Origin of the sequence: Arsenicitalea aurantiaca, assembly GCF_003994485.1 — a bacterium.
GTDB classification, from domain to species: Bacteria; Pseudomonadota; Alphaproteobacteria; order Rhizobiales; family Devosiaceae; genus Arsenicitalea; species Arsenicitalea aurantiaca.
The window spans coordinates 798,486-824,613 of record NZ_RZNJ01000002.1 but is presented as its reverse complement, the minus strand read 5'-3'; the positions used below and the strand labels follow the sequence as shown (position 1 = coordinate 824,613).

Annotated in this window: 25 protein-coding genes; 8 read left to right on the top strand and 17 right to left on the bottom strand. The window is 64.9% G+C overall.

Translation table 11 applies throughout. The features are described 5' to 3' along the window. Window positions 1–3: 3 nt before the first annotated feature. From EMQ25_RS08460 to EMQ25_RS08440, 5 genes are all read right to left on the bottom strand, one after another. Entirely contained in the window at window positions 4–1,023 is a 1,020-nt protein-coding gene (locus EMQ25_RS08460) for a YcjF family protein (RefSeq protein WP_244606520.1), read from the bottom strand. Then, a complete protein-coding gene (locus EMQ25_RS08455) occupies window positions 1,020–2,474 on the bottom strand; it encodes a YcjX family GTP-binding protein (RefSeq protein WP_127188098.1) in 1,455 nt (484 codons plus the stop codon). Before EMQ25_RS08455 ends, EMQ25_RS08460 begins: the two co-directional genes overlap by 4 nt. 74 nt (window positions 2,475–2,548) lie before the next feature. Then, window positions 2,549–4,051: a flagellin N-terminal helical domain-containing protein gene (locus EMQ25_RS08450; RefSeq protein ID WP_127188097.1), complete on the bottom strand. Its 1,503-nt coding sequence runs from the start codon at window positions 4,049–4,051 to the stop codon at window positions 2,549–2,551. Then, the gene (gene flgK, locus EMQ25_RS08445; protein WP_127188096.1) at window positions 4,048–5,847 is read right to left on the bottom strand and encodes a flagellar hook-associated protein FlgK; all 1,800 of its coding nucleotides are present in this window, start codon (window positions 5,845–5,847) and stop codon (window positions 4,048–4,050) included. The genes EMQ25_RS08450 and flgK overlap by 4 nt, the downstream gene beginning before the upstream one ends. Before the next feature lie 61 nt (window positions 5,848–5,908). Further along, on the bottom strand, window positions 5,909–7,675 hold the full coding sequence (locus EMQ25_RS08440; protein WP_127188095.1) for a flagellar hook protein FlgE: 1,767 nt from the start codon (window positions 7,673–7,675) through the stop codon (window positions 5,909–5,911). A 236-nt stretch (window positions 7,676–7,911) separates the two neighbouring features. Between EMQ25_RS08440 and EMQ25_RS08435 the strand changes: the two genes are divergently transcribed. Continuing rightward, entirely contained in the window at window positions 7,912–8,781 is an 870-nt protein-coding gene (locus EMQ25_RS08435; protein ID WP_127188094.1) for an ATPase, read from the top strand. Between the two features lie 53 nt (window positions 8,782–8,834). Continuing rightward, on the top strand, window positions 8,835–9,746 hold the full coding sequence (locus EMQ25_RS08430; RefSeq protein WP_127188093.1) for a homoserine O-succinyltransferase: 912 nt from the start codon (window positions 8,835–8,837) through the stop codon (window positions 9,744–9,746). A gap of 97 nt (window positions 9,747–9,843) precedes the next feature. Here the strand turns inward: EMQ25_RS08430 and flaF are convergent, their stop codons facing one another. From flaF to EMQ25_RS08400, 6 genes are all read right to left on the bottom strand, one after another. Continuing rightward, entirely contained in the window at window positions 9,844–10,224 is a 381-nt protein-coding gene (flaF, locus tag EMQ25_RS08425; RefSeq protein WP_204569930.1) for a flagellar biosynthesis regulator FlaF, read from the bottom strand. Next, on the bottom strand, window positions 10,172–10,600 hold the full coding sequence (gene flbT / locus EMQ25_RS08420; RefSeq protein WP_127188092.1) for a flagellar biosynthesis repressor FlbT: 429 nt from the start codon (window positions 10,598–10,600) through the stop codon (window positions 10,172–10,174). The genes flaF and flbT overlap by 53 nt, the downstream gene beginning before the upstream one ends. Before the next feature lie 107 nt (window positions 10,601–10,707). Beyond that, window positions 10,708–12,558 (bottom strand): flagellin N-terminal helical domain-containing protein, encoded by a 1,851-nt coding sequence (locus tag EMQ25_RS08415; RefSeq protein ID WP_127188091.1) that lies wholly within the window; start codon window positions 12,556–12,558, stop codon window positions 10,708–10,710. 552 nt (window positions 12,559–13,110) lie between these two features. Further along, window positions 13,111–13,578: a hypothetical protein gene (locus EMQ25_RS08410; protein WP_127188090.1), complete on the bottom strand. Its 468-nt coding sequence runs from the start codon at window positions 13,576–13,578 to the stop codon at window positions 13,111–13,113. Further along, complete coding sequence (locus tag EMQ25_RS08405) at window positions 13,575–13,889, bottom strand: rod-binding protein (RefSeq protein WP_127188089.1); 315 nt, start codon at window positions 13,887–13,889, stop codon at window positions 13,575–13,577. Before EMQ25_RS08405 ends, EMQ25_RS08410 begins: the two co-directional genes overlap by 4 nt. Continuing rightward, on the bottom strand, window positions 13,889–15,013 hold the full coding sequence (locus EMQ25_RS08400; protein ID WP_127188088.1) for a flagellar basal body P-ring protein FlgI: 1,125 nt from the start codon (window positions 15,011–15,013) through the stop codon (window positions 13,889–13,891). Before EMQ25_RS08400 ends, EMQ25_RS08405 begins: the two co-directional genes overlap by 1 nt. 217 nt (window positions 15,014–15,230) lie before the next feature. Between EMQ25_RS08400 and EMQ25_RS08395 the strand changes: the two genes are divergently transcribed. Both EMQ25_RS08395 and dksA read left to right on the top strand, forming a co-directional pair. Beyond that, a complete protein-coding gene (locus tag EMQ25_RS08395) occupies window positions 15,231–15,638 on the top strand; it encodes a flagellar assembly protein FliX (protein WP_127188087.1) in 408 nt (135 codons plus the stop codon). A 107-nt stretch (window positions 15,639–15,745) separates the two neighbouring features. Beyond that, entirely contained in the window at window positions 15,746–16,165 is a 420-nt protein-coding gene (dksA, locus tag EMQ25_RS08390; protein WP_127188086.1) for an RNA polymerase-binding protein DksA, read from the top strand. A 47-nt stretch (window positions 16,166–16,212) separates the two neighbouring features. Here dksA and EMQ25_RS08385 read toward each other — a convergent pair whose 3' ends face one another. The 6 genes from EMQ25_RS08385 to flgF form a co-directional block, all read right to left on the bottom strand. Further along, window positions 16,213–17,808, bottom strand: coding sequence for an ABC-F family ATP-binding cassette domain-containing protein (locus EMQ25_RS08385; protein ID WP_127188085.1), 1,596 nt, complete (start codon window positions 17,806–17,808; stop codon window positions 16,213–16,215). A gap of 131 nt (window positions 17,809–17,939) precedes the next feature. Next, window positions 17,940–19,436: a carboxypeptidase M32 gene (locus tag EMQ25_RS08380; RefSeq protein WP_127188084.1), complete on the bottom strand. Its 1,497-nt coding sequence runs from the start codon at window positions 19,434–19,436 to the stop codon at window positions 17,940–17,942. Between the two features lie 139 nt (window positions 19,437–19,575). Further along, window positions 19,576–20,310: a flagellar basal body L-ring protein FlgH gene (gene flgH, locus EMQ25_RS08375; protein WP_127188083.1), complete on the bottom strand. Its 735-nt coding sequence runs from the start codon at window positions 20,308–20,310 to the stop codon at window positions 19,576–19,578. Window positions 20,311–20,330: 20 nt separating this feature from the next. After that, window positions 20,331–21,287 carry a flagellar basal body P-ring formation chaperone FlgA gene (gene flgA / locus EMQ25_RS08370; protein ID WP_127188082.1) on the bottom strand — a complete coding sequence of 319 codons (957 nt, stop codon included), beginning with the start codon at window positions 21,285–21,287 and terminating at the stop codon, window positions 20,331–20,333. A 15-nt stretch (window positions 21,288–21,302) separates the two neighbouring features. Further along, window positions 21,303–22,088, bottom strand: coding sequence for a flagellar basal-body rod protein FlgG (flgG, locus tag EMQ25_RS08365; RefSeq protein ID WP_127188081.1), 786 nt, complete (start codon window positions 22,086–22,088; stop codon window positions 21,303–21,305). A 17-nt stretch (window positions 22,089–22,105) separates the two neighbouring features. Further along, entirely contained in the window at window positions 22,106–22,843 is a 738-nt protein-coding gene (flgF, locus tag EMQ25_RS08360; protein WP_127188080.1) for a flagellar basal-body rod protein FlgF, read from the bottom strand. A 276-nt stretch (window positions 22,844–23,119) separates the two neighbouring features. Between flgF and EMQ25_RS08355 the strand changes: the two genes are divergently transcribed. Genes EMQ25_RS08355 through EMQ25_RS08340 form a run of 4 tightly spaced genes read left to right on the top strand, consistent with a single transcriptional unit; the run spans window position 23,120 to window position 26,030 of the window. Beyond that, entirely contained in the window at window positions 23,120–23,602 is a 483-nt protein-coding gene (locus EMQ25_RS08355; protein ID WP_127188079.1) for a flagellar basal body-associated FliL family protein, read from the top strand. After that, window positions 23,603–24,733 carry a flagellar motor switch protein FliM gene (gene fliM / locus EMQ25_RS08350; protein ID WP_127188078.1) on the top strand — a complete coding sequence of 377 codons (1,131 nt, stop codon included), beginning with the start codon at window positions 23,603–23,605 and terminating at the stop codon, window positions 24,731–24,733. Further along, the gene (locus tag EMQ25_RS08345; protein ID WP_127188077.1) at window positions 24,733–25,200 is read left to right on the top strand and encodes a DUF6468 domain-containing protein; all 468 of its coding nucleotides are present in this window, start codon (window positions 24,733–24,735) and stop codon (window positions 25,198–25,200) included. The genes fliM and EMQ25_RS08345 overlap by 1 nt, the downstream gene beginning before the upstream one ends. Further along, window positions 25,197–26,030, top strand: coding sequence for a MotE family protein (locus tag EMQ25_RS08340; RefSeq protein ID WP_127188076.1), 834 nt, complete (start codon window positions 25,197–25,199; stop codon window positions 26,028–26,030). Before EMQ25_RS08345 ends, EMQ25_RS08340 begins: the two co-directional genes overlap by 4 nt. Window positions 26,031–26,128 lie beyond the last annotated feature (98 nt).

Here is a 26,128-nt window from a genome sequence, read left to right as displayed (position 1 = left end):
GGTCTACTCGACCTTCGCCGCGACGTTGGCGAGTTCAGGCAGGAACTCGCGTACCACAGGCTGGCGTTCGGTCTCGAAGGCCAGGGGGCGGACGACGCGGATCGCGGCAATGCCGACCCTGACGGTCATCAGCCCGTTGACCACGCCTTCCCCAAGCCGCTTGGACAGTTTGGCTGCAAGGCCATGGCCGACGAGCTGCTCTACCAGCCCGTCGCTCGCTGCGAGCCCGCCGGTCACGGCCAGATGGCCGAGCACCGCGCCGAACAGCCGCCAGGAGCCCAGAAAGCCCGGCCGGGCGCCGTAGAGCCGGGCAATTGCGCCACCGAGCCGAACGCTCTCATAGACGACGAACGCAATATCGACGAGGGCTCGCGGGCTGACGGCAGTCACGAGCGCCACGCGCCGCGCCGACGCTGCGGTGAGCGCGCGGGCACGACGGTCGAGCGGCGCCATCAGCCGCCGTTCGGCAAGGCGGATGATCTCCGCGCCATCAAGGAGATCGCCCGCGTCGCGGCCGAGCGTCTCGCGAGGCCGTGCGAGGTCCGGGCGCGCAGCGTAGATCGTTTCGAGTTCGCGCAGGACCGCTCGCCCTTCGGCCAGATCATTGCCCGCAAGCGCGTCAGTGCCGCGATTCCGAAGTGCGTGGAGATTACGGAGCCGCCGCAGGGCGATGACTTCGCGGCCGATGAGGATTGCGAGCGCCATGACGAACAGCGCCAGCGCCGCAAGTCCCGCCCAGCCCAGCACCTCATAGCGCGCGAACAGGTCCCGGATCAGTCGTTCGGCCGCCAGCGCCAGGCCGAGCGAGACAAGGAATGCGCCTGTACCCCACGCAAGGCGTGCCCAGAGGCTCATGCGGCGGATCGACGGCGCGGGTTCGATGGCGTCCGATACCAGCGTGTCAAAGATCGGCGGCTCGGTCTCGACGGCAGTCAGCGTCTCGGGCGCAAAGCTGCGCGGAGCGCGTCTCGTCTCCTCGGTCTGTGTGGACTGGCCAAGCGTGCGGGCGATGGGTGGTTTCACTGCAGCCGGTCTCCGATCAGGAAATTGAGCGCCCTGTCGAAACGGATATGCGGCAACACGGCCGCCCCCTCGGCGTTGCGCTCGAGCGACCCGGGCGGCATGAATTTGAGGAAGTTGAGGTGCACCCCGCCATCGGGTTGAAGAGCTGAGTCCGGATCTTCGGGCAAGTCTCCGGGGAACAAGGCGATTTCTGTCGCGCCATCGTACCGCGTCCCGCCCAGCCTCTCGCCCGGCATGGGCGTGCCGATGATGCAAGGGAGCGTTTCGCCGCCTTCCTGCATCGTGCCTTCCCGGGTGGCGCGAATGGCCGCTATCGCGAGCGAGCGAATCTCCACCCCGGCAAAGCGGGCGCGTCGCGCCGAACTGGCGAGCAGCCTGTTGAGGATCGCCTCAAGGCGGTCATGGCTCGTATGGTGCAGATGATCGGCCTTCGTCGCCGCAAAAAGGATGCGATCGATGCGTCGCGCGACCAGCCGCATGAACGGGTTGGTCTGGCCCTGGCGGAAGCAGCCGAGAATCTCGGTCAGTGCCGTTTCGAGGTCCGCCACGGCGTCCGGGCCGGCATTCAGCGCCCTCAGGGCATCGACGAGCACGACCTGACGGTCGAGCCGGGCAAAATGGTCGCGGAAGAACGGTCGGACGACGACGTCCTTATAGGCGTTGTAGCGCCGTTCGAGCATGGCATAGAGGCTCGTGTGGCGCACCCGGCCCGCTGGCGGCGGGAGAGGCGCGAAGGTGAGGGCTGGGGATCCTTCGAGATCGCCCGGCAGCAGGAAGCGACCGGGGGGAAGGCTCGAAAGCGCCCGGCCATCCTCGCGCGACGCGCGCAGATAGGACGTGAACGCGCCTGCGAGGCCTTCGGCCGCAACATCGGTTGCATCGGTCAGCGGGTCGATGGCGGCGAGAGCATTGAGAAAGGGTGCTGCTTCGTCCCGGGACACGGGCCTGCGCGCCCGCTCCAGCGCCTGGGCACTCCACTGGGCGTAATCGAGCCCGAGCAGTGGCAGGTCGAGGAGCCATTCGCCCGGATAGTCGACAATGTCGAGATTGAGCGTTGAGGTACCCCGGAGACCCGAAAGAAGCTTCGTCGACTGGAAGCGGAGCACGAGGCGCAGTTGGGATATGCGGCGTGTGCTTTCGGGCCAAACGGGCGACCTGCCCGTAAGTGCGGCCAGGTGCTGCTCATAGGCGAAACGCGGGATCGCTGCATCGGGGTACTCGGCCAGCCGCGCGCCGATGAAGCGCCCTTCAGCGAGCGGTCCGAAGGCCGGGAGACGGCCACCGGTCAGCAGATTATGGACGAGCGCGGTGATGAAGATCGTCTTGCCCGCGCGACTGAGACCGGTAACGCCGAGGCGGATGGTCGGGGTGAGCGTCCCCGTCGCCGCATCGGCCAGATTGCCGAGCGCAATGCCGATTTCGTCGCCGAACGTGGTGGGTAAGCGGGCCAAAGGTGTTTCCCGGAGATGACGCCGCCAAGATAGGGGCTGGCCCGGCATTTACAAGGCAAGGCCCGCCGCCCGCGCTAGCGGATGTAGTTGACGAGGCTCAACTGCGAGATCGCGGAGGTGGTTGCGTAGCTCGCCTCGAGCCGTGTCCGCAGGGCGAGGATTTCCATGGCCACGGCTTCGGGTTCGATCTGCTCGATATCGGCCAGCAGGTTCTCGAGCTGCCCGCGATAGTCGCTCTGACGAGCGGCCGTCGCGGCGGTCGTCGTCCTCGCAAGGCCGAGGTCGACTGCGATCACGGCCAGCGATCCGGGCTGGGAGTTGCGGCTCTCGGACAGTCGCTCGATCTGCCGGCTGCCCGTGGCGTCGAAACGCGCCTTGGCAGTGGGATCGCTGCTCGAAAACGTATCGGTCGCAACGACTGCGAGACTGCGCACAAGATCGACGATTCCCCGCTCATTGGCCTGCACGCCATAGGCAACGCGCGTGTTGTCGTCGATGCGGGCGGTGACGCCCTGGCGTGGCGGGTTTTCATCGCCGCCCCGATACCAGAGCACGGTGTTCGCATCGGTGGCGGCGACAAGCCCGGTGGCTTCGGCCCAGTTTCCGCCCGGAGGCGCAGCGACCCGCATGACGGGATCGCCTGCACCGTTGAAGAAATTGTCGGCCGCTGCAAACCTTGAGGCGGACGCCATCACGGTCTTCGTCGTCTGTTGCAGGGCGGTTTCCAGCGCGCTGCCGAAATTGGCCGCCGTGGCGCTCGCATTGCCTCCGATGCTGAACTCGCCGGCCCCGGCCGGCCCCGATACGGCGGTCAGCTTGAGCGTGTGGCTCGACCCGTCAGGCATCTGCAGGGCGAAGGTGACCGTGTCGCCGGGAAAGGGCTGTCCACCAAAGGCGATCGACTGGCTCTGCGGATCGCCCGAAGCCGCAGGCGTCGAAATAGAGGCATTGGACGCCGTGGCGCCGGAGATCTTGATCCCGAAGACAGTCGCTTCCTCGGCGAGCGTCACCTCCGTGCCGGTCGTCGAGACCGATAGCCGGCCCTGTCCGGCAACGCCGGTGTCGGCCGCGAGCCGCTGCTGTGCGATCTCGGCAAAGCCCTGCTTCGTGCCACTGCCATAGAGCAGGGCATCGACCTGCGGAACCGTCTTGGCGTCGCTTGCGCTGCCCGAAAAGAGATAGCGGCCGTTGACGTCGGTGTTCAGCAGGCTCAGCACCTCATCGAGGCGGGCCTTTGCCTGCCCCGGCGCTGCGGTGAGGTTTACGTCCCCCGTCCCATAGGCCCCTGGCACCATGGCGTTGCGCGTATTGCTCGAAAGCGTGTTGAGCTGCTTGATTGAAGTGTCGAGCACGCTGAGCCGCAGGTTGACGGTTTCGATGCTCGTTGCGTAGCCATCGAGCGCGGTGAGGCGGGCGCGCAGCGCAAGACTGGTTCCCCGGCTGTCGCCCATCTCGGCAAGGGTCGTCGCCTTCTGGCCCGAGGCGAGCTGGACCTGCAGGGTGTCGAGCCTGCTGCTCATCTGGCTGATCGCCCGAAACCCGGTCTGCACCGGGAACATGGTCTTGTTCACGATCATGCCGCGATCCTCATCAGCTCGTTCAGCAACTCCTGCACCACCGAAACGATGCGGGCGTTGGCGGCGTAGGCGTTCTGCAGCTCCATGAGCCGGGCCATCTCCTCGTCGATGTTGACGCCGTATTCGGACTGCATCTGGGTGGTCAGCGCCTCGAGCGTCAGCATCTGGCTGTCCCGCGCGTCGAGACCGGCGGAGATTCGGGAGCCCTGGAAGTTGATGGTCTGGGCGATCATCTGCCCGACCGTGCCGCCCAGCCGCAGGCCGGTGCCGGCCCTGCCGCCCGAGGCGCCGAACGACATGCCCGAGAGCTGGCCCACGAGATAGTCGACGCGGCTCGAATCCCCGAGTGTCGTGCCCGGCACGCCCTGTACGAGGAGCCTGTTGTCGGCGACGATCGCGCCGTTGAGCTTGATGCGCGCGGCAAAGCCGGTGGCCTGGCCGCGGCCATCGAGGCTGTTGCTGAACGGGACGCCGCCTGTATCGAGAAAGAGCGGCAGCGCATGCTGGCCCTGCGCGGATGTTGCGGTCGTGCGCGTCGAGAGGCCGGTGACGCTGGTGAGGCCCGGCGCGCCGTCATCCATGATCGAGAGCAGGCCACCGCCGGCATCTGCGACGGCGAAATTGGGGCCGAGCGCCTGCTGAAGGCCGGCCACGAGATCGGTCATGCCGCCGGTAAAACTCAACCCGATCACGCGCGTGCCGTCGGCATCGAAGCTGTCCATTGGCAGTTTGGTCGGATCGTCCACCCGCACGATGCGCGCGGTGACCGGGCGCCCGTTCTGGGTGTATTCGAGCATGATGTCGTTGCCCGGCTTGAAGCCGACGAAATCGATCGGGACGGTAAATCCCTCCCGTCCCGACGCGCTCGTGGGCGTGCCGGCCGTATGCTGGGTCGAAAAGGCCTGTGCGAGGGCAGCTGCAATGGAATCGAGCTGTGCCTGGGTCTCGCCCAGAAGGCTTTCGCGCAGTGCGAGCAGGCCTCCGAGCCGGCCCGATTGCAGCGTTCCGGGCTGGGCGAGGTCGATGAGATGGCCAGATGGCGTCGAGAGGTCGAGGCGGCCATTGTTCGGATCGAAGCTCAACTCGCCCGCTTCGTGGTCGAGAATGCCGATGCCCGACCGCGTCGTCAGGGCGACGGTGCCGTTCACGCGATAATCGACCCTCACGTCCATGATCTCGGCGATCGAGGAGACGATGCGGTCGCGCTGGTCGAGCACGGCCGCGCGGGCCGTCGGATCGACGGTAACGTCCTGCAACGTATCGTTGATGTGGTCGAGCTTCTTGAGGAGCGCGTTGACGTCGTTGACCCGCGCGCCGATCTGGCTCGACACATCCCGCGTCATGTCCGCGACGTTGCTGCTGAGGCGGTTGAGTGTCTCGACGAGCGACTGGGCCTTCGTCATCACGGTGGCGCGCACGGCATAATCGTCCGGGCTCGTGGCCGCTGCAGAAAGTGCGTTCTGGAAGTCGCCGAAGACCGTGTCCAGCGAACCGGCACTGCCCGGCTTGCCCATGAAGGTCTGCAGGCGGTCGAGGAACTGGGCCTGTATATCGGCGCCCGCGGTGTCGGAAACCTGCCGGGTATAATAGCTCTGCAGGCTCTGGTTGAAGGCGCGCTCCACGCCCTGCGCGTTGACGAGCGAAGAGTTGATCCCCGCGCTGTCGACGATGGTGAGGGACTGGCGGTGGTAACCGGGCGTGCCGGCATTGGCCACGTTGCGGCTGACGATGTCGAGCGCGCTCTGGTTGACCTTCATGCCGCCAAGGGCATTGGAGAGCGTTGCCGTCAGTCCCATTCAAACCCTCCAGGAGATTGCCTCTCCCGACCCAAAAGCCGGGAGAGCGTGAGTGGTGGCCTCAGCGCACCATGTTCAGGGCTTCCTGCAGCATCTCGTCGGCAGTCGAGACGATGCGGGTGCTGGCGGCATAGGCCTGCTGGGTGACGATGAGCTTGGTGAACTCCTCGGAGATGTCGGTATTGGAGGATTCGAGGGACGCGCTGATGATCCCGCCTTCGCTCGAAAAGATTGCCTCACCCGACTGGGAGGTCGCCGCGAACACGCCGCCATCCATGCGCTTGAGCTGGTTGGGCGCGTTGAACTGCGCGATCACCACCTGCGCGACCTCGACCTGCTGGCCGTTGCTGTAGGACACGACAACGCGGCCGCTGTCATTGATGGCTGCCGAAACGAACTCGCCCGCGCCATATCCGTTCTGGCTCAGGGCGGTCACCTGGCTCGTGCCATTGGTGTCGGCGAACTGGGTGACGCCGTTCTTGCCATGCTGAAGAACGACGTTGCCGACGGTCACCCCGTTGACGGTCAGGCCCGTCAGCGTCACCGACTCGATCGGGGGCGTCAGTTCGCCATTGCCGGCAAAGGTGTAGTCGGTCCCGACATTGGTCCACATGGGATTGCCGCCCGTGGCGTTCTTGTCGGACATGTAAAAGAGGTTCCAGCGTTCGACGCCGCCGGTCTCCGCGCTGTCGATCTTCACCCACCGCATCTCGACGCTCGCCGGAGCGCCGTTCGAGGCATAGGTGGTGATCGCTCCGCCGGCGACCGACTGGGCGATGAACTCTCCGGACTTGTTGGCTGGGATCGTCGCCACGCGCACGCCGAGCGATGGGCGGAGTGGGGTGTAGTTGCCATCGGTGAGAGCGAGGCCTGTGGTGCCGTCGGTAATACCGATGCGGGCGATGGTGTTGGCACCGGCGGTGATGGCCAATGCGCCGTTGTCATCGAGCCCCACCGTCGCGCTGCTGGCAGCCGCACCGCCTGCGCCGCGCAGACCGTCCTGCATCGACTGGAGAGCCTGGGCGATGGTCGCCGAGCTGACGTCGATGCCCAGATTGCCGCCGGTGTAGTTGCCGGTGACGCTGCTGTCGTAGAAATCGAAAATGACATCGGCGCCGTCGACCGTGACGGTCAGGCTTTCGCCCGGCAGCATCACCGAAGACGCCGCATCGGTGCCTGTCAGCGTCGCGCCGGTCGCCGTTGCAGGCGTGTCGGGGGTCACGGAGGTGAAGGTGCTCGGAATGAAGAGCTCCGACCCGAGCGCCTTGGACTGCTGGTAGTTCCCGTTCTTGGGCAACTGCGGCAGGTTGAGCTGGTAGTTGATGCGCGTGGTCTGGTTGGCGGGCAGGAAGGCGTTCGAAAGCTGGATCACTTCGGGCACCGACCCCGAGATGTTGCCGGTCGTCGCGTTGATCGGCAGGCCCTTCAGGTACTGGCCCGCACCATTGACCAGATAGCCGTCCTTGTTGATCTCGAAATCGCCGCGACGGGTGTAAAGGCTCGTGCCGGCGAACACCGAAACGCCGTCCGACTGAGAGATCGGGGGCTCCACGACGAAGAACCCAGAGCCGTTGATGGCCATGTAGGTTTCCTTGGACGCCGTCTTGATGTCGCCCTGGACGTCATTGGTGCTGCGCGACTGGGCGAGCACCGAGCCCGCGGCCATCCGCGACTGGGGCGCGTCGGCGATCAGATCGAGAAAGTCGGTGTCGATCCGTTTGAAGCCGGTCGTCTGGGAGTTTGCGATGTTGCCCGAAATGTTCTCCAGGGCGAAGGCCTGAGCGCGCAGGCCGGTCACCGCAGTGGAAAGTGCGCCATAGATACCCATGAGTGTACTCCATTACCCCCGAACAGGCGCTTCGCGCGCCAAACATGACCACTCCGATGCAAGCGGGGTGCCAGTTTACGAGAGCAAACAGATTCAAAGAGATAGCGGAGGAACAGGGGCATGGCGCGTCTGCAACCGGCAGATTGCACCGGGCGGCGCGGCAGAAATTGCCCGCTTGCTTGTGCGGCTCCCGCGCATGGTCTAAACGCAGGCGTTCCGGGCAAGTGAGGGCACTTATGCTGTATTCCGATCCTGAGGCGTTCCTGCGCAGTCCGCGCCACGCCGTGACCGTGTTTGGCATGGCGGGCGTCGGGAAGACGCGTCTCTCTGCTCTCCTCCGGCAGCACCACTGGTTCCACTATTCGGTCGATTACCGCATCGGCACCCGGCACATGGGCGAGTTCATCGTCGACAACTTCAAGGCGGAAGCCATGAAGGTGCCATTCCTGCGCGATCTGCTGCGGTCGGATTCGATCACCATCGGCTCCAACATCACCTTTGCCAATCTCGATCCGCTGTCGACCTATCTGGGCACTCCCGGGGACGCGCGCCGGGGCGGATTGCCGCTCGCCGAATACCAGCGTCGCCAGGAGCAGCACCGCGTGGCCGAGATCGCGTCGCTCCTGGACCTGCCCCGGTTCATCGAGCGCGCGCGGGTGCTCTACGGCTACAATGACTTCATCGCCGACACTGGCGGATCGCTGATCGAGGTCATCGACCCTAACGATGCCAACGATCCGGTGGTCAGCACCCTTACCGAGAACACGGTGCTGATCTACATAAGGGGTACGGAGAAGGACGCGGCCGAACTGATCCGCCGCTTCCGCCAGAGCCCCAAGCCCATGTACTACCAGCCAGAATTCCTCGTGAAGAAGTGGGATGAGTACAAGACCCTCAACGGCATCACGGCCGATGAGGACGTCGACCCCGCAGGCTTCGGAGCCTGGGGCTTCGAGGCTCTGCTGCATGACCGGCTGCCGCGCTACCAGGCGCTCGCCGACAATTTCGGGTACACCGTGGAAGCTGCGGACCTCGCCACGGTTCGAGATGGCGACGAGTTTCTCGACCTCGTCGCCAATGCCATCCGCAAGCGGGATCGAATGTGACGGCTTGAGCACCTCAGGACCCAACTCCATTCGCGTCTGCCAAGGAATTTCAAATGCCGATCCGTATTCCCGACGATCTTCCCGCTCGCCGCGTCCTCGAAGCCGAGGGTGTGATGGTGATGGATTCCTCGCGTGCCGCCCGGCAGGACATCCGCCCGCTGCAGATCGGGCTTCTGAACCTGATGCCGAACAAGGAGCGTACCGAGACCCAGTTTGCCCGGCTGATCGGCGCGTCGCCGCTCCAGGTGGATCTCACGCTGGTGCGGATCACCGACCATCGGTCCAAGAACACGGCCGAGGATTATCTCGACACGTTCTACCAGACCTGGGAATCGGTCCGGGACCGGAAGTTCGATGGCTTCATCGTGACGGGCGCGCCGATTGCGAACATCCCGTTCGAGGAGGTCAAGTACTGGTCCGAGATGGTCGAGATCATGAACTGGACGCAGACGAACGTGCACCACACCATGTTCATCTGCTGGGGGGCTCAGGCAGCGCTCTACCATTTCCACAATGCGCGGCGATACCGGATGGCGGAGAAGGCGTTCGGCGTTTTCCGGCACAAGGTCGTCGACCCTCGATCGCCCTATCTGCGTGGCTTTTCGGACGATCTGGCGGTGCCGGTTTCCCGCTATAACGACATTGCGCGAGACTCGCTGTCGCCGGACCTGCGGATCCTGATCGATAGCGACGAGATCGGCATCTGCATGCTGGATGATCCGACCCACCGGGCCGTGCACATGCTAAACCATCTCGAATACGACAACCGGTCGCTGGCCGACGAGTTCGACCGGGACCGTGCCGCAGGGCTCGAAACCGCGCCGCCGATCAACCTCTATCCCGATGACGACCCGTCACGGGAGCCCGAGAACCGCTGGCGCAGCCATGGGCATCTCCTGTTCCAGAACTGGATCAACGAGATTTACCAGACGACGCCATACGATCTGGCCGATATCGGGCGGTAGGGCGTCGAAGGATGGGGCCGGACGCGCCCGTCCTTCGAGGCTTTGCTTGGCAAATCGCCCCAGGATGAGCGCTGCTCCTGGCGGATGTCGGGAGCCGTCAGGCCGGCGGATTGGCCGCGGCGCGGAGCCCTGCAGCGAGTTCACGATTGATCGTGATCAGCACGTCGAGCTTGGCGGGCTCGGGGCGCGCTTCGAGCTTCATGGTCTGGTTCATGACGAAGACGCCGAGATTGGCGACGTTCTGGCGAATGGCGGCGGGGAGGGGATTGTCCGCCCGCGTGACCGAGCCGAGGAAGACGCGCCAGAGCTTGCTGTTGAAGACCAGCGCGGCGTTGAGCTCGGACTGGCTCTTTTCCCAGTCCTCGCGGATGCGCTGCAGGTTGCTCGCCGATCGCGATAGCAGGTTGGCCTCGAGATCGCGCGGATTAGTCGTCCGTCGGGCCACCTGCTGGTAGGCCTGCATCGCCTGCTGCTGCATTTGCCATCAAGTCCTGTTCATACTGGATCAGCCGACGCGCGGCCTTCAACGCTTTGTAAAGCGCTCCAGTTAATATCTCGTTGTTGATATCGTCGATCAGCCGGATCGTGGACGGCGCGGCGCGCGCCATGTCGTTGACCAGCTCGAAATAGTTGGACTGCAACAGCTCCACATCGTCGTTGAGGTACATCAGCTGCACCGCAAGGTAGATGCGCTTGGCCGGCGTATCGGCGGTCGCGGGCGAGAGAATGTCCTTCTCGCGCAGGATGGGGGCTTGCCCGTCGATAAACAGACGGGTCCGCTGATCGGAATTGGTGATGACCACATTGCCCACGATCAGGCGTTCATTGGGCTTGAGTTCAACCTTCAACGCCATCGGATTCGGCTCCTCACCTGCTTGCCGGCAGCTATGCGGGGGAGTGGGGCGAAACGAAGAAGGCGGGCCGGGGCCCGCCTTCCGTCAACTTGCGCTCGGCGCACGTCCTAGAACAGCCGGAGCACGTTCTGGTCGGCCTGGCTCGCCAGCGACAGGGCGGTCGAGGAGAGCTGCTGGCGGGTCTGCAGGGCGAGCAGGTTGGCCGCTTCCTCATTGGTGTCCGCAAGCGTAAGATTGGCTGCGCCGGTCTCGAGCACGTTGATCATGTTCTTGGTGAAATCCTGACGGGTTTCCACGATCGAAAGGTTCGAGCCGAACTTCGAGGCCTGGACGCGCAGGGTATCGATGGCGCCCTTGAGGCTGTCGAGAACGCCATTGATGCCGCCGTTGGTATCGAAGGCGTTGGCCGCGACGCTGCCGAGGCCAAGGTTGGCCGAGTTGAAGGTCACCCCACCGATATCGAGCTTGGAGCCGCCATCCTCGTTGAAGAGCACCGACAGATTGTCGCCGTTCAGCAGGTTGACGCCGTTAAAGCCCGAATCCTTGGCCAGCTGGTCGATCTGGCTCAGGAGTTCGTCGAACTGTGCGCGCAGTTCGGCGCGCTTGGGGTTCGTCGAGGTGCCTGCGCCCGGGACGATCGAGGTCGAGGATTCCTCGGTGCCTGCAGACAGACCAAGGCCGGTGAGCGCTGCCGCGTCGCCGCCGATGGTGACGGACGCGCCGTCAGCCGGGCCGGTGACGCTGATGCGGTTGTCGCTGCCGATCGAGACAGTCATGCCCAGAGCAGTGGAGATTTCAGCAAGACGGGTTTCGAGTGCATCGCGCGTCTGGATGCCGCCCGATCCGAAGGTGATTTCCTGCGCCGTGCCGTTGCCGGCCTGGATGGTTACGGTGCCGGTGAGAGCCGCGATGGACGCGTTCTCAAACGGAGTGGTGGTGGCATCGGCATCGAAGGTATCTGCCGCGAGGCCGAGGCCGGTCAGCACGCTGGCTTCGCCGGCGACGGTGAGGCTCGCCCCGGCGTTGGTGCCGGTGGCGGTGATGACGTTGTCGGTGCTGTCAATCTCGAGCGTGATGCCGAGCGCAGTCGAGATTTCGCCGAGGCGCGTCTCGAGCTGGGCGCGGGTCTGGATTTCGCCGGCGCCGAAGGTGATCTCCTGGGCAGCACCGGTGCCCGACTGGATCGAGATGGTGCCCGAGAGCGAGCCCAGGGTGGCGTTGGTGGCGGCAGTGGTGCCTTCGGTCAGGCCGAGAGCGGCGATCTGATCGGCGCCAGCGGTATCGGTCGATGCGATGACGAGGTCGGCGCCGTCATTGGACTGCAGCGAGAAGGTGCCGTTGCCATTGTCAGTGACGGTGAAATTGCCAGCGGTCGCGACGGCCTCGAAGGCTGCGCGGGCCGCAGCGCCGCCATTGTCTGCGCCGGCGGCAATGGTGACGGTCTGGCCGTTGACGGTGAACGAGCCGCCGACGGCGGTGAAGGTGGTGAGGTCGTCCGAGGTGGCGATACCGCCCACATCAGCCGCGATAGCCTGGGTGCCGAGGAAGCCGGCGGGCGTGTTCACCGTGGTGACGCCGCCCGTGTCGGTCGCGATCGCCGAGGTGCCGGAAATCGTCGCCGGATTGACGGTGGTCGTGCCGGGGACGGTTTCGGAGATCTGCTGGGCCTGGCGGGCAGTGGCCTGAGCGCTCTCGACCAGCTTGGTGATGGCCGAGATGCCCTTGTCGGCAGCGGCGATGGTCTGGATCGCGTTCGAGACCGAATCGAGCAGCAGGCCGAGATCGGACGCGCGGCTGTTGAGGCCGGATGCGGTGAAGAAATTGGTGGGGTTGTCGAGGGCCGAGTTCACCTTGAGGCCGGTCGAGAGACGCTCCTGCGTCTTGCCCATCATGGCAGCGGTGTTCTGGAGGTTGAGCAGGTTCGAGCGAACCGCCTTCGAAAGCGTGATGTCGGCCATTCAGTGTTCCTCTTCTGAGCAAACGGACGCGATGTTGATGTCTCTTCTGAGACAGTGCCGCCACCATGGGCCAAGGTGTTGTAAAAAAGCGTTAATAGCGGCCTCGGGGTAAGCCGCGTCCGGTGTCAGACCTTCCGGTCGCGAAGCCTCAGCGACGATGGCGGAGGCGTCCAGCTTCTCGGCCGAAACGGTTCGGCTGCATCCAGCCGTTCTCTCGTTCCACGCAGGCGGGCGGCAATGATTGCCGCGGTGAAAGCGGCCTGGGGCGAACTCGGGGCGCTGGGGGTGACGGGAAGCGAAACGGGACCGGCGCCGGCCTGTGCAAGGCGTGGCGCGGCGCCGGTGCCCTCAGGCGTTCCGGGTTTTTCGCGGAACGCGCGCTGCGGAAACTGCTCCACCTGGGCGGCATTGCTGCCGGGGATCGGGGGTGGGGCAGGACCCGCACGCATGCTGTGCTCCCTCGTGGACGAGATGCCCATGAGGGGAAGGGTACAGGCCGCCGCTTACCCTGCGCTTGCAGGACTAGGCGCAGTTTTACGACAATGCGAGTGATCAGAGCGCCCGGTTGATCGCGATGCCACGTGCCGGCTGAGCCGGGTCTGACCCGACCGTCCCGCGAGCGCCATAGGTCCGCGTACGGGCCTGTGCGCCGACCGTGCGCGCGACATCGCCCAGCAGGTCTTCGGTCACATTCCTTGCAGTGGCGATGACGCGCAAATTCTCCGCCATTTGCAGCGCCAGCCGTTCATGGCCGGTCTGCAGGGTGGCGAGGCGATCCGGTGCCTCGCGCCGCAGCCGGCCCAGCTGTCGCTGAATGGCGCGCGAAAACCCGACATAATCCTGCGCATACTGCGCCTTGGTGGGCGTGAGGGCGCTGGCCCGACGGAAATGGCCGGCACGCAGCAGGGTCGTTTCTTCGTTCATCACCTCCACGAGGGCTTTCAGCGCGTGTTCGGCACGGGTGCAGAGCGTGTCGGCGGGGAGGGCGTCGAGGGCTGCGAGGCGGTCGGCGGCGGTCATCTGGGATAGGCTCCGATTGGATTGGGGCGGCTCTGCTGGCCGTGTTCCTGCGTCTGCAGCAGGCTGGACATGATCTGGTCGGCAAGACCGATGCCTCCGGCTTGGGCCATGGCATTGGCGATCTGCTCGGTCTGGATGCCGCGCCAAGTGTCCTCCGCAAAGCCGCCTCCAAAGGCGCCTTCGGTGTCGAGGCCGGCGAACATCTCCTTGACGAGCGTATTGAGGAAGACGCCTTCGAGCTCTTCGGCCTGCTTGCGCATGCGTGCGTGGGCTGGGTCGACGGCAGGCCGGGTGGTCAGTGCTTCGATCATCAGAGCACCTCGATCTCGGCCTGCAGCGCCCCGGTCGCCTTGATCGCCTGGAGAATGGCGATCAGATCACGGGGCGAGATGCCCAGCGCATTGAGCCCGTCAACGAGTTGCTGGAGCGTGACCGATTCCGGAACCACCGCGAGGTTGGTCGCGGATTCGCTGACCTGAAGGTTGGTGCGCGGCTCCACCGCCGTCACCCCGAAGCTCAGCGGATCAGGCTGTACGACTGTCGGGCTCTCGGCGATCGTGACGGTCAGGTTCGACTGGGCAACCGCCACGGTCGACACCCGCACTTCCTTGCCCATGACGATGATCCCGGAGTTCTCGTCGATCACGATCTTGGCGGCCTGGTCGGTTTCCACGACCAGCTGCTCGATGTCGGTCAAAAGATCGACGATGTTGCCGTTGAAGTGTCGTGGCAGGTGGATGCGGACGGTCGCGGGATCTTCGGGCGTGGCCGTGGGCGTGCCCAGAAAGTCGTTGATGGCCAGGGCGATCCGGCGTGAAGTGGTGAGATCGGGATTGCGCAGGGACAGGCGTAGGCTGCGCTGCGCCCCCAGCGAGAAGCCGATCTCGCGTTCGATGAGGCCGCCCGACGAGATCCTGCCGGTCGTGGGTACGCCGGAAACCACCGAGGCCGCATCGCCCTGCGCCGAAAACCCGTTGATCAGCACGGGCCCTTGCGCAATTGCATAGACTTCGCCATCGGCGCCGAGCAGGGGCGTCACGAGGAGCGTGCCGCCCTGCAGGCTGCCCGCATCGCCCAACGCTGCTACGGAGACGTCGAGCCGGCTGCCCTGCGTCGCGAAGGGTGGCAGGTTTGCGGTGACCATGACGGCGGCGACGTTCGCGGTCCGCATCGCTTCGCCGCGCGTGTTGACGCCAAGCCGTTCCAGCATGGCCTGCAGGCTCTGCCGGGTGAAGGGCGAGTTGTTGAGGCTGTCACCGGTGCCGTTGAGGCCGACGACCAGGCCATAGCCGACGAGCTGGTTCTCGCGCACCCCCTCGATGTCGACGATGTCCTTGATACGCGCAGCAGCGCCGATGGCCGGCGCGACCGGGGCAATGGCCACGGCCAGGGCCAGGGTGGCGGCGAGGATCATTCTGGCGATCGGGTGGCGCATCTGTTCCTCATGGACCTGCATTCCTTCCAATCATTGCCAGAAGCGTGCCAACACGGACCCGCCAGGCAGCGGTCTTACTAAGTCATTGATCAAATTGGTGTAATGCCAAAGGACCGGTTTCCCGACCAGGGTCGCGAGGAAATTTCTGCCGGGTCCGTTAAGGGCTTCTTAACCATCGCGGGCAGATTTTGCCGGGTGTCGAACCAGCGAGTCCGCCTTGCGCATAGAGAACACCTCCCGACCCAGTCACACCCGGTCCACGAGCAGCACTCCGCAGCGTGGCAGTGGAGGCGCGTTCAGCATCGAAGGATCGGCAGGTCAGCGGGCGGCCACCGCAATTGGCGGCAATCCGGCGATCGGCGGTATCGAATCCCTTCTTGCGCTCCAGTCGGTGGACGATCCTCTGTTGCGCCGCCGGCGGACGGTCAAGCGCGGCACAGCGCTGCTCGACACCCTCGAGGATCTCAAGGCTGACCTGTTGATCGGGAGGCTCAGCGAAGGGCGCATCAACCAGCTACTGGCGCTTCTGGGCCAGGCTCGCGACCGGGGTGAGCCCGAGGTTGAGGCGCTGATCGACGAAATCGAGCTGCGCGCGAGAGTGGAACTTGCCAAGCTGGGGCGATAATTCACGCGCCCGATCACATGTTGATGGGGTGGATTATATGCGCTTGCCCGCTGGTTTTCACCCCACTATATAGGTCCGTCCTTGGACCCGGGGAGTTGAGTCCTTAGATGCAAAGTGCCGTTTCTGCTCTAGAGTACCGTCCCAGCGAGGACGAACCCTTCATGAACCCGCGTCAGCGGGAATACTTCCGCAAGAAGCTCGAAACTTGGAAGGAAGAGATTCTTCGGGAAAGTCGCGAGACTCTTGAAAATCTCCAGGAAGAAAGCACCAACCATCCTGACATGGCCGATCGGGCATCGTCCGAGAGCGATCGTGCGCTCGAGTTGCGCACCCGTGACCGCCAGCGCAAGCTGATCGCCAAGATCGACGCTGCCATGAAGCGGATCGAGGATGGCACCTATGGCTATTGCGAGGAAACGGGCGAGCCGATCGGTCTTGCTCGTCTCGATGCTCGCCCGATCGCAACGTTGTCGCTCGAAGCGCAGGAACTGCATGAGCGGCGCGAAAAGGTCTACCGCGACGAATAGACGTTTTCGAGTTTTTGGAAAGAGGGCCCGTCATGCGGGCCCTTTTCTCATTGGCCCGGCCGTTGCGGCAGTGAGATCCGGCGGGTCACGCCGATGTTGCCCAGGAAATCCTCGTCGTGGCTGATGACCAGGACAGCGCCGTCATAGGCCCTGAGACCGTTTTCGATTGCGGCGATGGCGTCGAGGTCCAGATGATTTGTCGGTTCGTCGAGCAGCAGCAGCTCGGGTGGCGCGCCACCGCCCAGCGTGATCGCCAGCCCGGCTCGTAGCATTTCGCCGCCGCTGAGCGTGCCGACCTTCTGTAGCGCCGCATCGGCGCGGAATAGAAAGCGCGCCAGAGCCGCCCGGCATGCGTTTTCGCCATCCTTCGGGTTAGCCCTGAGGAAGTTCTCGCGAATGGAGAGGGATGGGTCGAGGCGGTCCATCTGCTGATCGAGCATGGCGTGTCGCGGCGTGATCCGGACGTGACCCGCTATGGGCGCCAGGGACCCGGTCGCGAGACGGAGAAGCGTCGTCTTGCCTGTTCCGTTCGGTCCGACGACGGCTACTCGCTCGGGTCCCGTAATGGAGAAGGTGAGCTCCCCGATGATGGGATCGGCGATGTCCGGACCTCCGGTTACATCATCGAATGCAAGTACGGTGCGGCCCGGCGAAAGCTCTGAGGAGCCAAGCCGCAAATTGACCTCGGCGACCGCTTCGAGAGCGTCGCGGGCTGCTTCGGCAGCGGCTTCGGCTTCGCCACGCAGGCGGGTTGCGATCCGGGATTGCGAACCTGCGGTTCGCTCGGCACTGTTCTGGCGCGCATCGAGCAGGATCTTGGGCATGTCCCCTTTGCCGCGCTTGCGCCGACCGCCTGCATCGCGCCGCGCCTGGCGTTCGCGAACGGCCTGCACCTGACGGTCGACCATGGCAACCCTGCGCTCGGCATGCGCCAGGGTCTGCTCGGCAGCCGCCCGCTCAGCATCCTTGCGTTCTGCGAAGTGATCCCAGTTGCCGCCATAGAGACGCGCCCCGAGGCTCGAGAGCTCGAGGATCGTATCCATCTGCCGCAGGAGCGCGCGGTCGTGGCTAACCACGAGCGCCATGCCGCGCCAGTCTCCGAGCAATCCCGTGACGGCTTCACGTCCGCACGCGTCGAGATTGTTCGTCGGCTCGTCGAGAATGATTATGTCGGGCTCTTCCAGAAGCAGCCGCGCCATCGCCATGCGCGTCTGCTGGCCACCGCTCAGGCTGGCGACAGGGCGGTCGGGGTCGAGTTGGGGCAGGTCGAGACGGGTAAAGCATGCTTCAATGCGCGCCTCGAGCGTCCAGTCCGCCTCAGCTGCGTCTTCAGGTGTTCCTGTCCCATCGAGGAGACGAGAGAGACGTGCGAGATCCGGGGCCACTCCGAGCGCCTCGGCGATCGTTTCGCCTTGTCTCGGTTGCACGGCCTGGGCGAGGTGACCCACCCGGCCAGCGACACTCACGCTTCCCGCATCCGGGATCCGGGCGCCGGTCAGAAGACTTAGCAGGCTGGATTTGCCGACGCCGTTCCTGCCCACAATGCCGGTGCGGCCGGGCGGGAAGGCGAGCGTCAGTTCGGAAAAGAGGGGTTCGCCTTCAGGCGTGGAAAACGAGATCTGGTCGAGGATGATTGATGGCATGGAGAGTGTCCTGATGAGCGCTGGCGAGGGTGCGGGCGGTCATCGGGAAATCCATGTTGGACACATCCTGTTGGTGCGGCGGTTCCGCAGAAAATAGGCGTCAGCATTCGGAAGTCAACCGCGGTATGCCCTCAGCCGAGATAGCGGCGGCGCAGATGAGCTTCGAAAAATCGTGCGCTCAAGGGTTCCCCGGTGGCTGCAACGAGGAGGTCGGGCGTCGAAAGCGTCGAGGCCCGCTGCCAGATCTGCGTGCGCCGCCAGGCATTGATGGCGGTGAAATCGCCCCGGGCGATGTCTTCGCGCGCACCGGGATGGCTTGCTTCGAGGGCAGCCCATTGCTGCGCCGCGATCATCGCGCCGAGGGTATAGGACGGGAAATAGCCGAATGCACCGGCGGGCCAATGTACGTCCTGCATCGCGCCGTCGCGAGGATTGTCGAGCGTCGAGAGCCCGAGATACTCGACCATGCGTGCATTCCAGGCCTCCGGGATGTCGGACGGGCGCAGGGCTCCTGAAACGAGCTCCTGCTCGATCTCGAAGCGCAGGATCACGTGGAGCGGATAGGTCGCCTCATCGGCGTCGACCCGGATAAATCCCGGCTCCACGTGATGGACGTGGGCAAGCATGTCCTCGAGATCCCAGCCCGCAACCGCGTCCTCGCCCAGATGCTCGGCGAGATGCGGCATCGCCCAGCTCCAGAAGACGTCGCTGCGGGCGATCTGCTGCTCGACGAAGAGGCTCTGGCTTTCGTGGATGGCCATGCCGCGGGCGCGGCCGACCGGCCAGTGAGACCATTCCGTCGGCAGACCCTGCTCGTAAAGGGCGTGACCGGTTTCATGCAGCGTGCCCATCAGCGCGGAGAGGAATTCGCGGGTCTCGTACCGCGTCGTCATCCGCACATCGGTAGGCACGCCGCCACAGAAGGGGTGATGGGACACGTCGAGCCGGCCATGAGTGAAGTCGAAGCCGAGCGCCCCCATCATGGAAAGCCCGAGCGCACGCTGCCGCTCGACGGGGAAGGGGCCGTTCATTGGCTTCATGGGACGGCGCGCGCGCCTTTGGGCCTGATGCTCGAGCGCCTCGGGAATGAAGCTCTTGAGGAAACGCTTGAGATCATCGAACACCGGTGCGACGGCAGCCGCGCGATTGCCGGGATCATACTGCTCCATCAAGGCGTCATAGGGGGCGAGGCCCAGCACATCGGCGCGCAAGGCCGCTTCCTCGCGCATGGCCGCGACGACCGCCTCGAGCGCCGGCAGGAATTCCGCCCAGTCCCCGGCGGGGCGCAGGGCACGCCACATCTGCTCGGACCGCATGTTGGCAGCCGTCTGGCGCTCCACGAAAGCAACCGGCAGGCAGGTCTTGTTGAGATAGTCGCGGCGAAATTCGATGAGCGCCGTCTTCTGGGCTGCGTTCAGGTCCTCGGCCTCTGCGTCCGCGATCCAGTCGGCGATCTCTGGCGCAGTGGCCTGTTGGTGATACATGCCTGCAAGCGTCGCCACCGCCTCGGCGCGCTTGTCCCCACCGCCCGCCGGCATCATCACGGCTTCATCGACGCGCAGCATGCTGAGTGCATGCTCCATCGCTTCGAGCTTGCGGCAATGTGTGTCGAGCCTGGAAAAGGTCATGCGTGCACCAGCATTCTGAAAACGGGGAGGGGCGCAGCCGGGTGCCTGCGCCCCTTGTCGGGCAAGTTCTATTCTGGAACCTGCCGCCATGCCAGTCGCACCGATTGGGGGAGTGTGCGACCGGCCGGGAAGGGTCTGCCTAGAAAGGCAGGATGGCGTCGAGAACCTGCTGTCCGTATCGCGGCTGCTGGACGTCAGTGATCTGGCCGCGACCGCCATAGGCGATCCGCGCTTCGGCGATCTTGGATGAGGGGATCGTGTTGTCGGCCTGGATGTCTTCAGGGCGCACGATGCCGGCGACGATAAGGTCGCGGACCTCGAAATTGACGCGAACCTCCTGTCGACCTTCGATCACGAGATTGCCGTTCGGCAGGACCTGCGTGACGACGGCAGCGACCTGCGTCTGGAGGCTTTCGGAGCGGTTGACCGATCCTGCGCCCGCATCGTTGGCGCCTGAGGTCACGTCAATCGCGCCCGATGCATCGACTTCCGGCGCGATGCGCCCGAAGATCGAGCCCATGACACCGCCGACGCCCGCTGCGTTGGTCGAACTGCGGCTGCGCGTCGTCTGATTTGCGATCTGCGCCCGGTCCGAAATGGTGACAAGGACGGTGAGGATGTCGCCGATCTGGTGGGCGCGCTGGTCCTTGAAGAAGCCTCGCGCCTGGTTGGAGAAGAGGGAATTGGGCTGGTAGGAGGCCTGGACGACGCTCGGCATCGGCATATTGATCGGGCGGTACCCCGCCTGCGCCGTCGGGTCGACGATGGGCGTCAGGGGCGGCGCTTCGCCGATCGAGGCCAGCCGGTTGGCGGTGTTGCAACCGGTGAGGGCCAGTGCGATGGCGGCGATGGCGGCGAGCTTGAGGATGTTCATCTCGTAAGACTCCAGGCGCCTTAAAGGCCAGCCAGCTTGAGTGGGGAGAGGGAGGTGATCTCGACCGCGCCGTTCGCGAGGGCCCGGCCATGGACCACCTTGCGCGACACGAGGTTGAGCACGGCGACGGGCTGGCCAAGGCTTGCCGCATTGAGCGCCTGGCCCTTTACGCTCAGCGTCATCGGGCCGTTGCGGAAATAGACCGTCACCTGCTCGTTGCGCGAGACGATCTGCGGCTCGGTGACGTCGGAGGGGCGCAGCATGACCCCCGCGCGGTTCTGGCGCTGCAGCTGCTTTCCGATCAGATATTCGGGATCCACGAAGCCGTTGGACTCCGCGATCCGCGCATCGACCGCGCGCATTTCGATATGCTCTGGGCCGAGGATCGTGCCTGCGGGCAGGTTCTGGACGAGATGGGGGGCCATGATCATCAGATCGATGTTTCCGGAAAGATCGATCGGTTCGGCATGGCCGGCAATCAGGACCCTTGCGGAGAAGGAGCCGTTGCCGGGGAGGTAACGGAGGCTGACGAGCCGCACCGGCTCCTCCACGGCTTCTGCGAAGAACTGTGGCTCGGCGCCCTCGAAGCGCAGTTCGGCCAGCATGTCCCGGCCGAGAATGCCGCGGGTCGTTAGGTCGGCCGTGATCAGCGCGCTTATCGTGTCCCGGTCGATCTGCGTTGCGGCCCGGGCGACGCGCACCTCGGCGACGCCATCATCGATGAAATCGACGAGCCCGGCGTTCCGCGCCGCATTGCGCACGGCATCGAGCGGCACGATGCCTGCCGTCCCGGGGCTCGGGGCACGGAAGATGGCTTGGCCCGCAAGGGGACCGGCATCTTCGAACATATCGCCGATGGTGACGACGGCGCCGGTAACGACGATATCCGAGCGCAGCAGCGGCGCCGCCGATACAGTCGAAGCGAGGGCCATGACGAGGCCGAGAGAAAGGAGTCCGGAGAGCGGTTTAGCGGGCATCGTTCAATCCTTTCCTCAACGCAGATTGCTGGTGGCGGCGAGCATTTCGTCCGCCCCGGAGATGACGCGCGCATTCATTTCATAGGCGCGCTGGGCCGCGATCAGATCGGCGATCTCGGTCACCGCGTTCACATTGGCCATTTCCAGATAAGCCTGGAGCACATTGCCCATGCCATCCTGATTGGGCACACCGAGCTGGGCGGGGCCGCTCGATCCGGTCTCAACGAAGAGATTGTCGCCGATGGACGCGAGGCCAGCCTTGTTGACGAAGCGCGCGAGCTGGATCTGCCCGAGTTGCGTCGGCGCGCTGTCATTGTTCATGAATGCCTGAACGACGCCGTCTGCGCTGATCGAAACTGCATTCGCGCCATCTGGTATGACGATGCCGGGCTGGATCTGATAGCCGTCGACATTGACCAGCATGCCGGTATTGTCGCGCTCGAAGGTGCCGTCCCGCGTGTAGGCTGTCCGGCCGTCCGGCAGCTCGACGATGAAATAGCCTTCGCCGCGGATCGCGACGTCGAGTTCTTTTTCGGTCGGCACGACATTGCCCTGGCTCATGACGCGGGGCGTTGCTGCGGTGCGCACGCCCGAGCCGATTTCGACACCCACCGGCACAACGGTGCCCTGGTCGGACGTCTCGGCGCCGGCGCGGCGGTAGGACTGGTAGAGCAGATCCTGAAACTCCGCGCGCTGGCGCTTGAAGCCGGTGGTGCGCATGTTGGCGATGTTGTTGGAGATCACCTCCACATTGCGCTCCTGCGCGCTCATGCCCGTCGATGCGATGTAAAGAGCTTTCATGGCGGGTTCCTTTGGCTTCAGGCCTGCATGTCGCCGAGGCGCTGGATGGCGCTGCGACGCAGGTCGTCTTGCTTCTGCATGAGTGAGGCGAGGGATTGGTAGGCGCGCGACACGCGGATCATCCGCGCCATTTCGGCGACGCCCGAGACGTTGGAGCGCTCGATGGCGCCCTGGGTGAGGGTGACGCCCGTTGCCGGCTGTGGCGTGCCTCCGGCAAAGAGCGTCGCACCCTCCCGCGTCAGGGCCTGCACATCCTCGAATGCGACGATCTGGAGACGCCCCTTGGCGCCGGCAGAGGAGGAGATCGCGCCGTTCTGCGCGAAGACGATATCGGTTTCTTCAGGACCGAACTGGATCGGGCCGCCATCTCCGAGAACCGGATTGCCGTCTGCGGTGACGAGTGTGCCCTCGGCATTGATCTGCAAAGCTCCGGAACGGGTGTAGCGCTCGCCCGCCGGTGTCTCGACAACGAGGAACCCGCCATCGGAAAGAGCGACGTCGAGAGGATTGCCGGTCTGCACGCGTGCGCCGCCGGACATATCGTGCAGCGTTGCCCAGTCCTGGGTAAAGCTCAGCATCTGATCGGTGCCCGCAAAGCCGCGATGACGCGCCACGGGCATCTCGTATTCTTCAAACAGCAGCGCCTGGGCCTTGAACCCGTCGGTGTTGATGTTGGCGACGTTGTTGGCCACCACATCCATCTGGCGCTGCAATGCGATCTGGCGTGACAGCCCGATCAGGTGCGCATTTTCCATGAGCACGTGTTCCCGGTTTCAGTTCCCCGGACCGACCGACTTCCCCAAGCCTGCGATCCGCAATTCACATTGCAGAAACCATGCCAAGCCTGAGGGCGAAGCAAGTTCAATGGCTTAGCGGATCACGTCGCGGCCCGCACCGCGGCGCGCCGTCTCCGGGCGGCAGATCCTGCCCGGCAAAATCTGCCGCTTCAGGGGTTGGGGTAACCATTCGTTAACCCTCATTCCATTAGCTCATCAGGTGGGCCGGAATCGCCTGCGCATGGGGGTTTTGTGATGGCTGCGGAAGCCGATATCGACGAGGCCGAGCCTGCGGCCCCGAAGCGCCGTCCGGGCCGAAAACTCCTGTTTGTCGGGCTTGGCGCGCTGATCGCCCTCGGTGGCGGGTTCGCAGCCTACAGCTTCCTTCTTGCACCCGATGCCGCGCCCGAAGCGGCGCGTGCGGCCGTGCCCGCGACCTTCATCTTCAACCTGCCTCCAATGGTGGTCAATCTGAAGAGCGAGGGGCCGACGGAGGAGTTCCTGCGCCTCACCGTTGCGCTCGAAGTCGCCAATGAGGGCGTGATGACCGAAATCCAGCCGCGCATGGCACGCGTCGTCGATGCCTTCCAGGTCTATCTGCGCGAGCTGCGGAAGTCCGACCTCGACGGTTCTGCCGGCGTCTATCGGCTGCGCGAAGAGCTCAGGCGGCGAGTGAACGTCGCGATCTACCCTTCCCAGGTCGACAGCATCCTCTTCCGCGAAATTCTGGTGCAGTAGATGGCGGGCCCTCGGGATCAGGACAAGCTGGCCGATCAATGGTCGCTTGGCGCCGGCGCGGAAGACGAAGACCACGCTTGGGCGGAACTGATGGATGGCGAGGCCGGGGCGCCGGCTTCGGCCGGCACTGATCGGACGCTCAACCAGGAAGAAATCGATTCTCTGCTCGGCTTCGATGCCGATGCAGGCAATGTGAACCTAGCCGGCGTCCAGGCCCTGATCAATTCCGCGCTCGTCTCCTACGAGCGGCTGCCCATGCTCGAGATCGTCTTTGACCGGCTGGTCAGGCTCTCGACGACCAGCCTTCGCAATTTCACCTCGGACAATGTCGAGGTGTCGCTGGAGTCCATCAGTTCGGTGCGGTTCGGCGACTATCTGAATTCCATCCCTCTGCCTGCGGTGCTCTCGGTCATCCGTGCCGAAGAATGGGACAATTTTGCCCTGCTGACGGTCGACTCGAGCCTCCTCTATTCAATGATCGACGTGCTGCTCGGCGGTCGGCGCACGGCCGGTACGGTCCGCGTCGAGGGCAGGCCCTATACGATGATCGAAATGGCGCTCGCCCGCCGCATGATCGAGGTGGTGCTCGAGGATACCCAGCGCGCCTTCGAGCCACTGGCGCAGGTCCACTTCCGGCTCGATCGGCTCGAGACCAATCCGCGCTTCGCAGCCATTTCGCGGCCCGCGAATGCCGCCATCCTCATCGAGCTCAGGATCGAGATGGATGACCGGGGCGGCAAGATCGAAATGCTGCTGCCCTATGCGACGATCGAGCCGATCCGCGAACAGCTCCTGCAGATGTTCATGGGCGAGAAGTTCGGTCGCGACACGATCTGGGAAAGCCATCTGGCGACCGAGATTCATGCAGCAGAAGTCGAGGTCGAGGCGGTGCTGCACGAGGTCGAGGTGCCCCTGAGCCGGCTTCTCAACATGAAGGCCGGCGACACCGTCATGCTCGATCGGTCGCCATCCGACCCAGTGACGCTGCGGTGCGGGGATGTGGACCTTACCGAGGCGATCATGGGCCATATCAACGACCACGTCTCGGTTCGCGTCACCCGGCCGCTCAACCCGCCCAAGGTCACCATGGCCGCCTTCGAAGGCGCGCAGAACACATTGGAGAAACGCTGATGTCCGGCATGCCGCTTGGCCTCGTGATCGAAGGGGCCGTCGCCATCCTCTTGGCGCTCACGATCGGGTACTGCGTGGTGCTCAACGGCCGGTTGAAACGGCTGCACGCCGATCGCGACCAGTTGCGGCAGATGGTGACGGATCTGGTGCAGGCGACAGACCTTGCCAATCGCGCCATCCGCGAGCTGAAGACTACCGCGGTCGAGACCGATCTCGTGCTCAAGGGACGGCTGGAAGAGGCCGAGCGCTTCGGGATCGAGCTTGCCAATCACGTCACCGCCGGGTCGGCAGTGATGGACCGGCTGGCACGCATCGCGAGCGCCGCGCGTCCGCCGGCCGAACGCGAATCGGCGCCAAGCCAGACTTTCACGCCCGCTGAACCCTCGCGGCCCAGCGAAGCCAGCCGCCTGCAGGCCGCGCTCGAGCAATTGGCGAGCCGAGAGCGGGCGCGGGGCCAGGCCGCATGAAGCAGGTCCGTCTCCTGCCGGTCGTCATTTGCGCCGCCGGTGCGCTGCTCGTCCTCAAGGGCTTCGGGCTTGTAACGCAGGGCGGCTACGTGCTCACAGGCGTCGGAGCCGCCGTGGCACAGGTCGAGACCGACGTCGCCATTACCGATCCCACGGTAGCCTTGCCCCCTTCGCCCACGCTCGATGACAACCGTCCCGTCCTGAGCGATGTTGCGCCAACCCTGGCCGCCCCCGTCGCCACGACTCTGGCAGAGACGCCGGCGCTACCGGCTATGCTGGACTGCGGCGATGTCGGCCCGGGCCTTGCCGTCGAACACATGGCAGGGTGCGGACCCGACGGCCAGCAGATCGATCCACAGCGTCTTTCCTCCGGCTCCGACAATGAGCGGGCGTTGCTGGAACGCCTCGGGGAGCGGCGCGGGGACATCGAGGCCCGCGAAGCGGAGCTTGCCATGCGCGCGTCGCTGGTCGAAGCGGCCGAACGCCGGCTCGAAGAGCGCGCGGCGGCGCTCGAGGCGCTGGAGACGCGGATCAACGACATGGTTGCCGATCGCGATGCCGAGGAGGAGGGGACCTTCCTCGCCCTTGTCGGCATGTACGAGCAGATGAAGCCGCGCGATGCAGCCGGCATCTTCAACACGCTCGATGGCCAGGTGCTGCTGCGCGTAGCCCGTGCAATGAACCCGCGCAAGATGGCGCCGATCATGGCCGGGATGAACCCTCAGCGCGCTCAGGAGCTCACCGTCATGCTTGCGGCAGGTGATCCTGTCCGTCCCAGCCCCGCATCTCTCGACCCGATGGCCGACCTGCCGCAGATCGTCGGCCGATAGAACCCCGTCGTCGCGCTGGGTTAGGGGCGTGTTAAGTACGAAAGGCTAGTGTCTGCCGAGATTTGGCGAGAGGCGGGCGTCAGCCAGTGGTAGCGGAA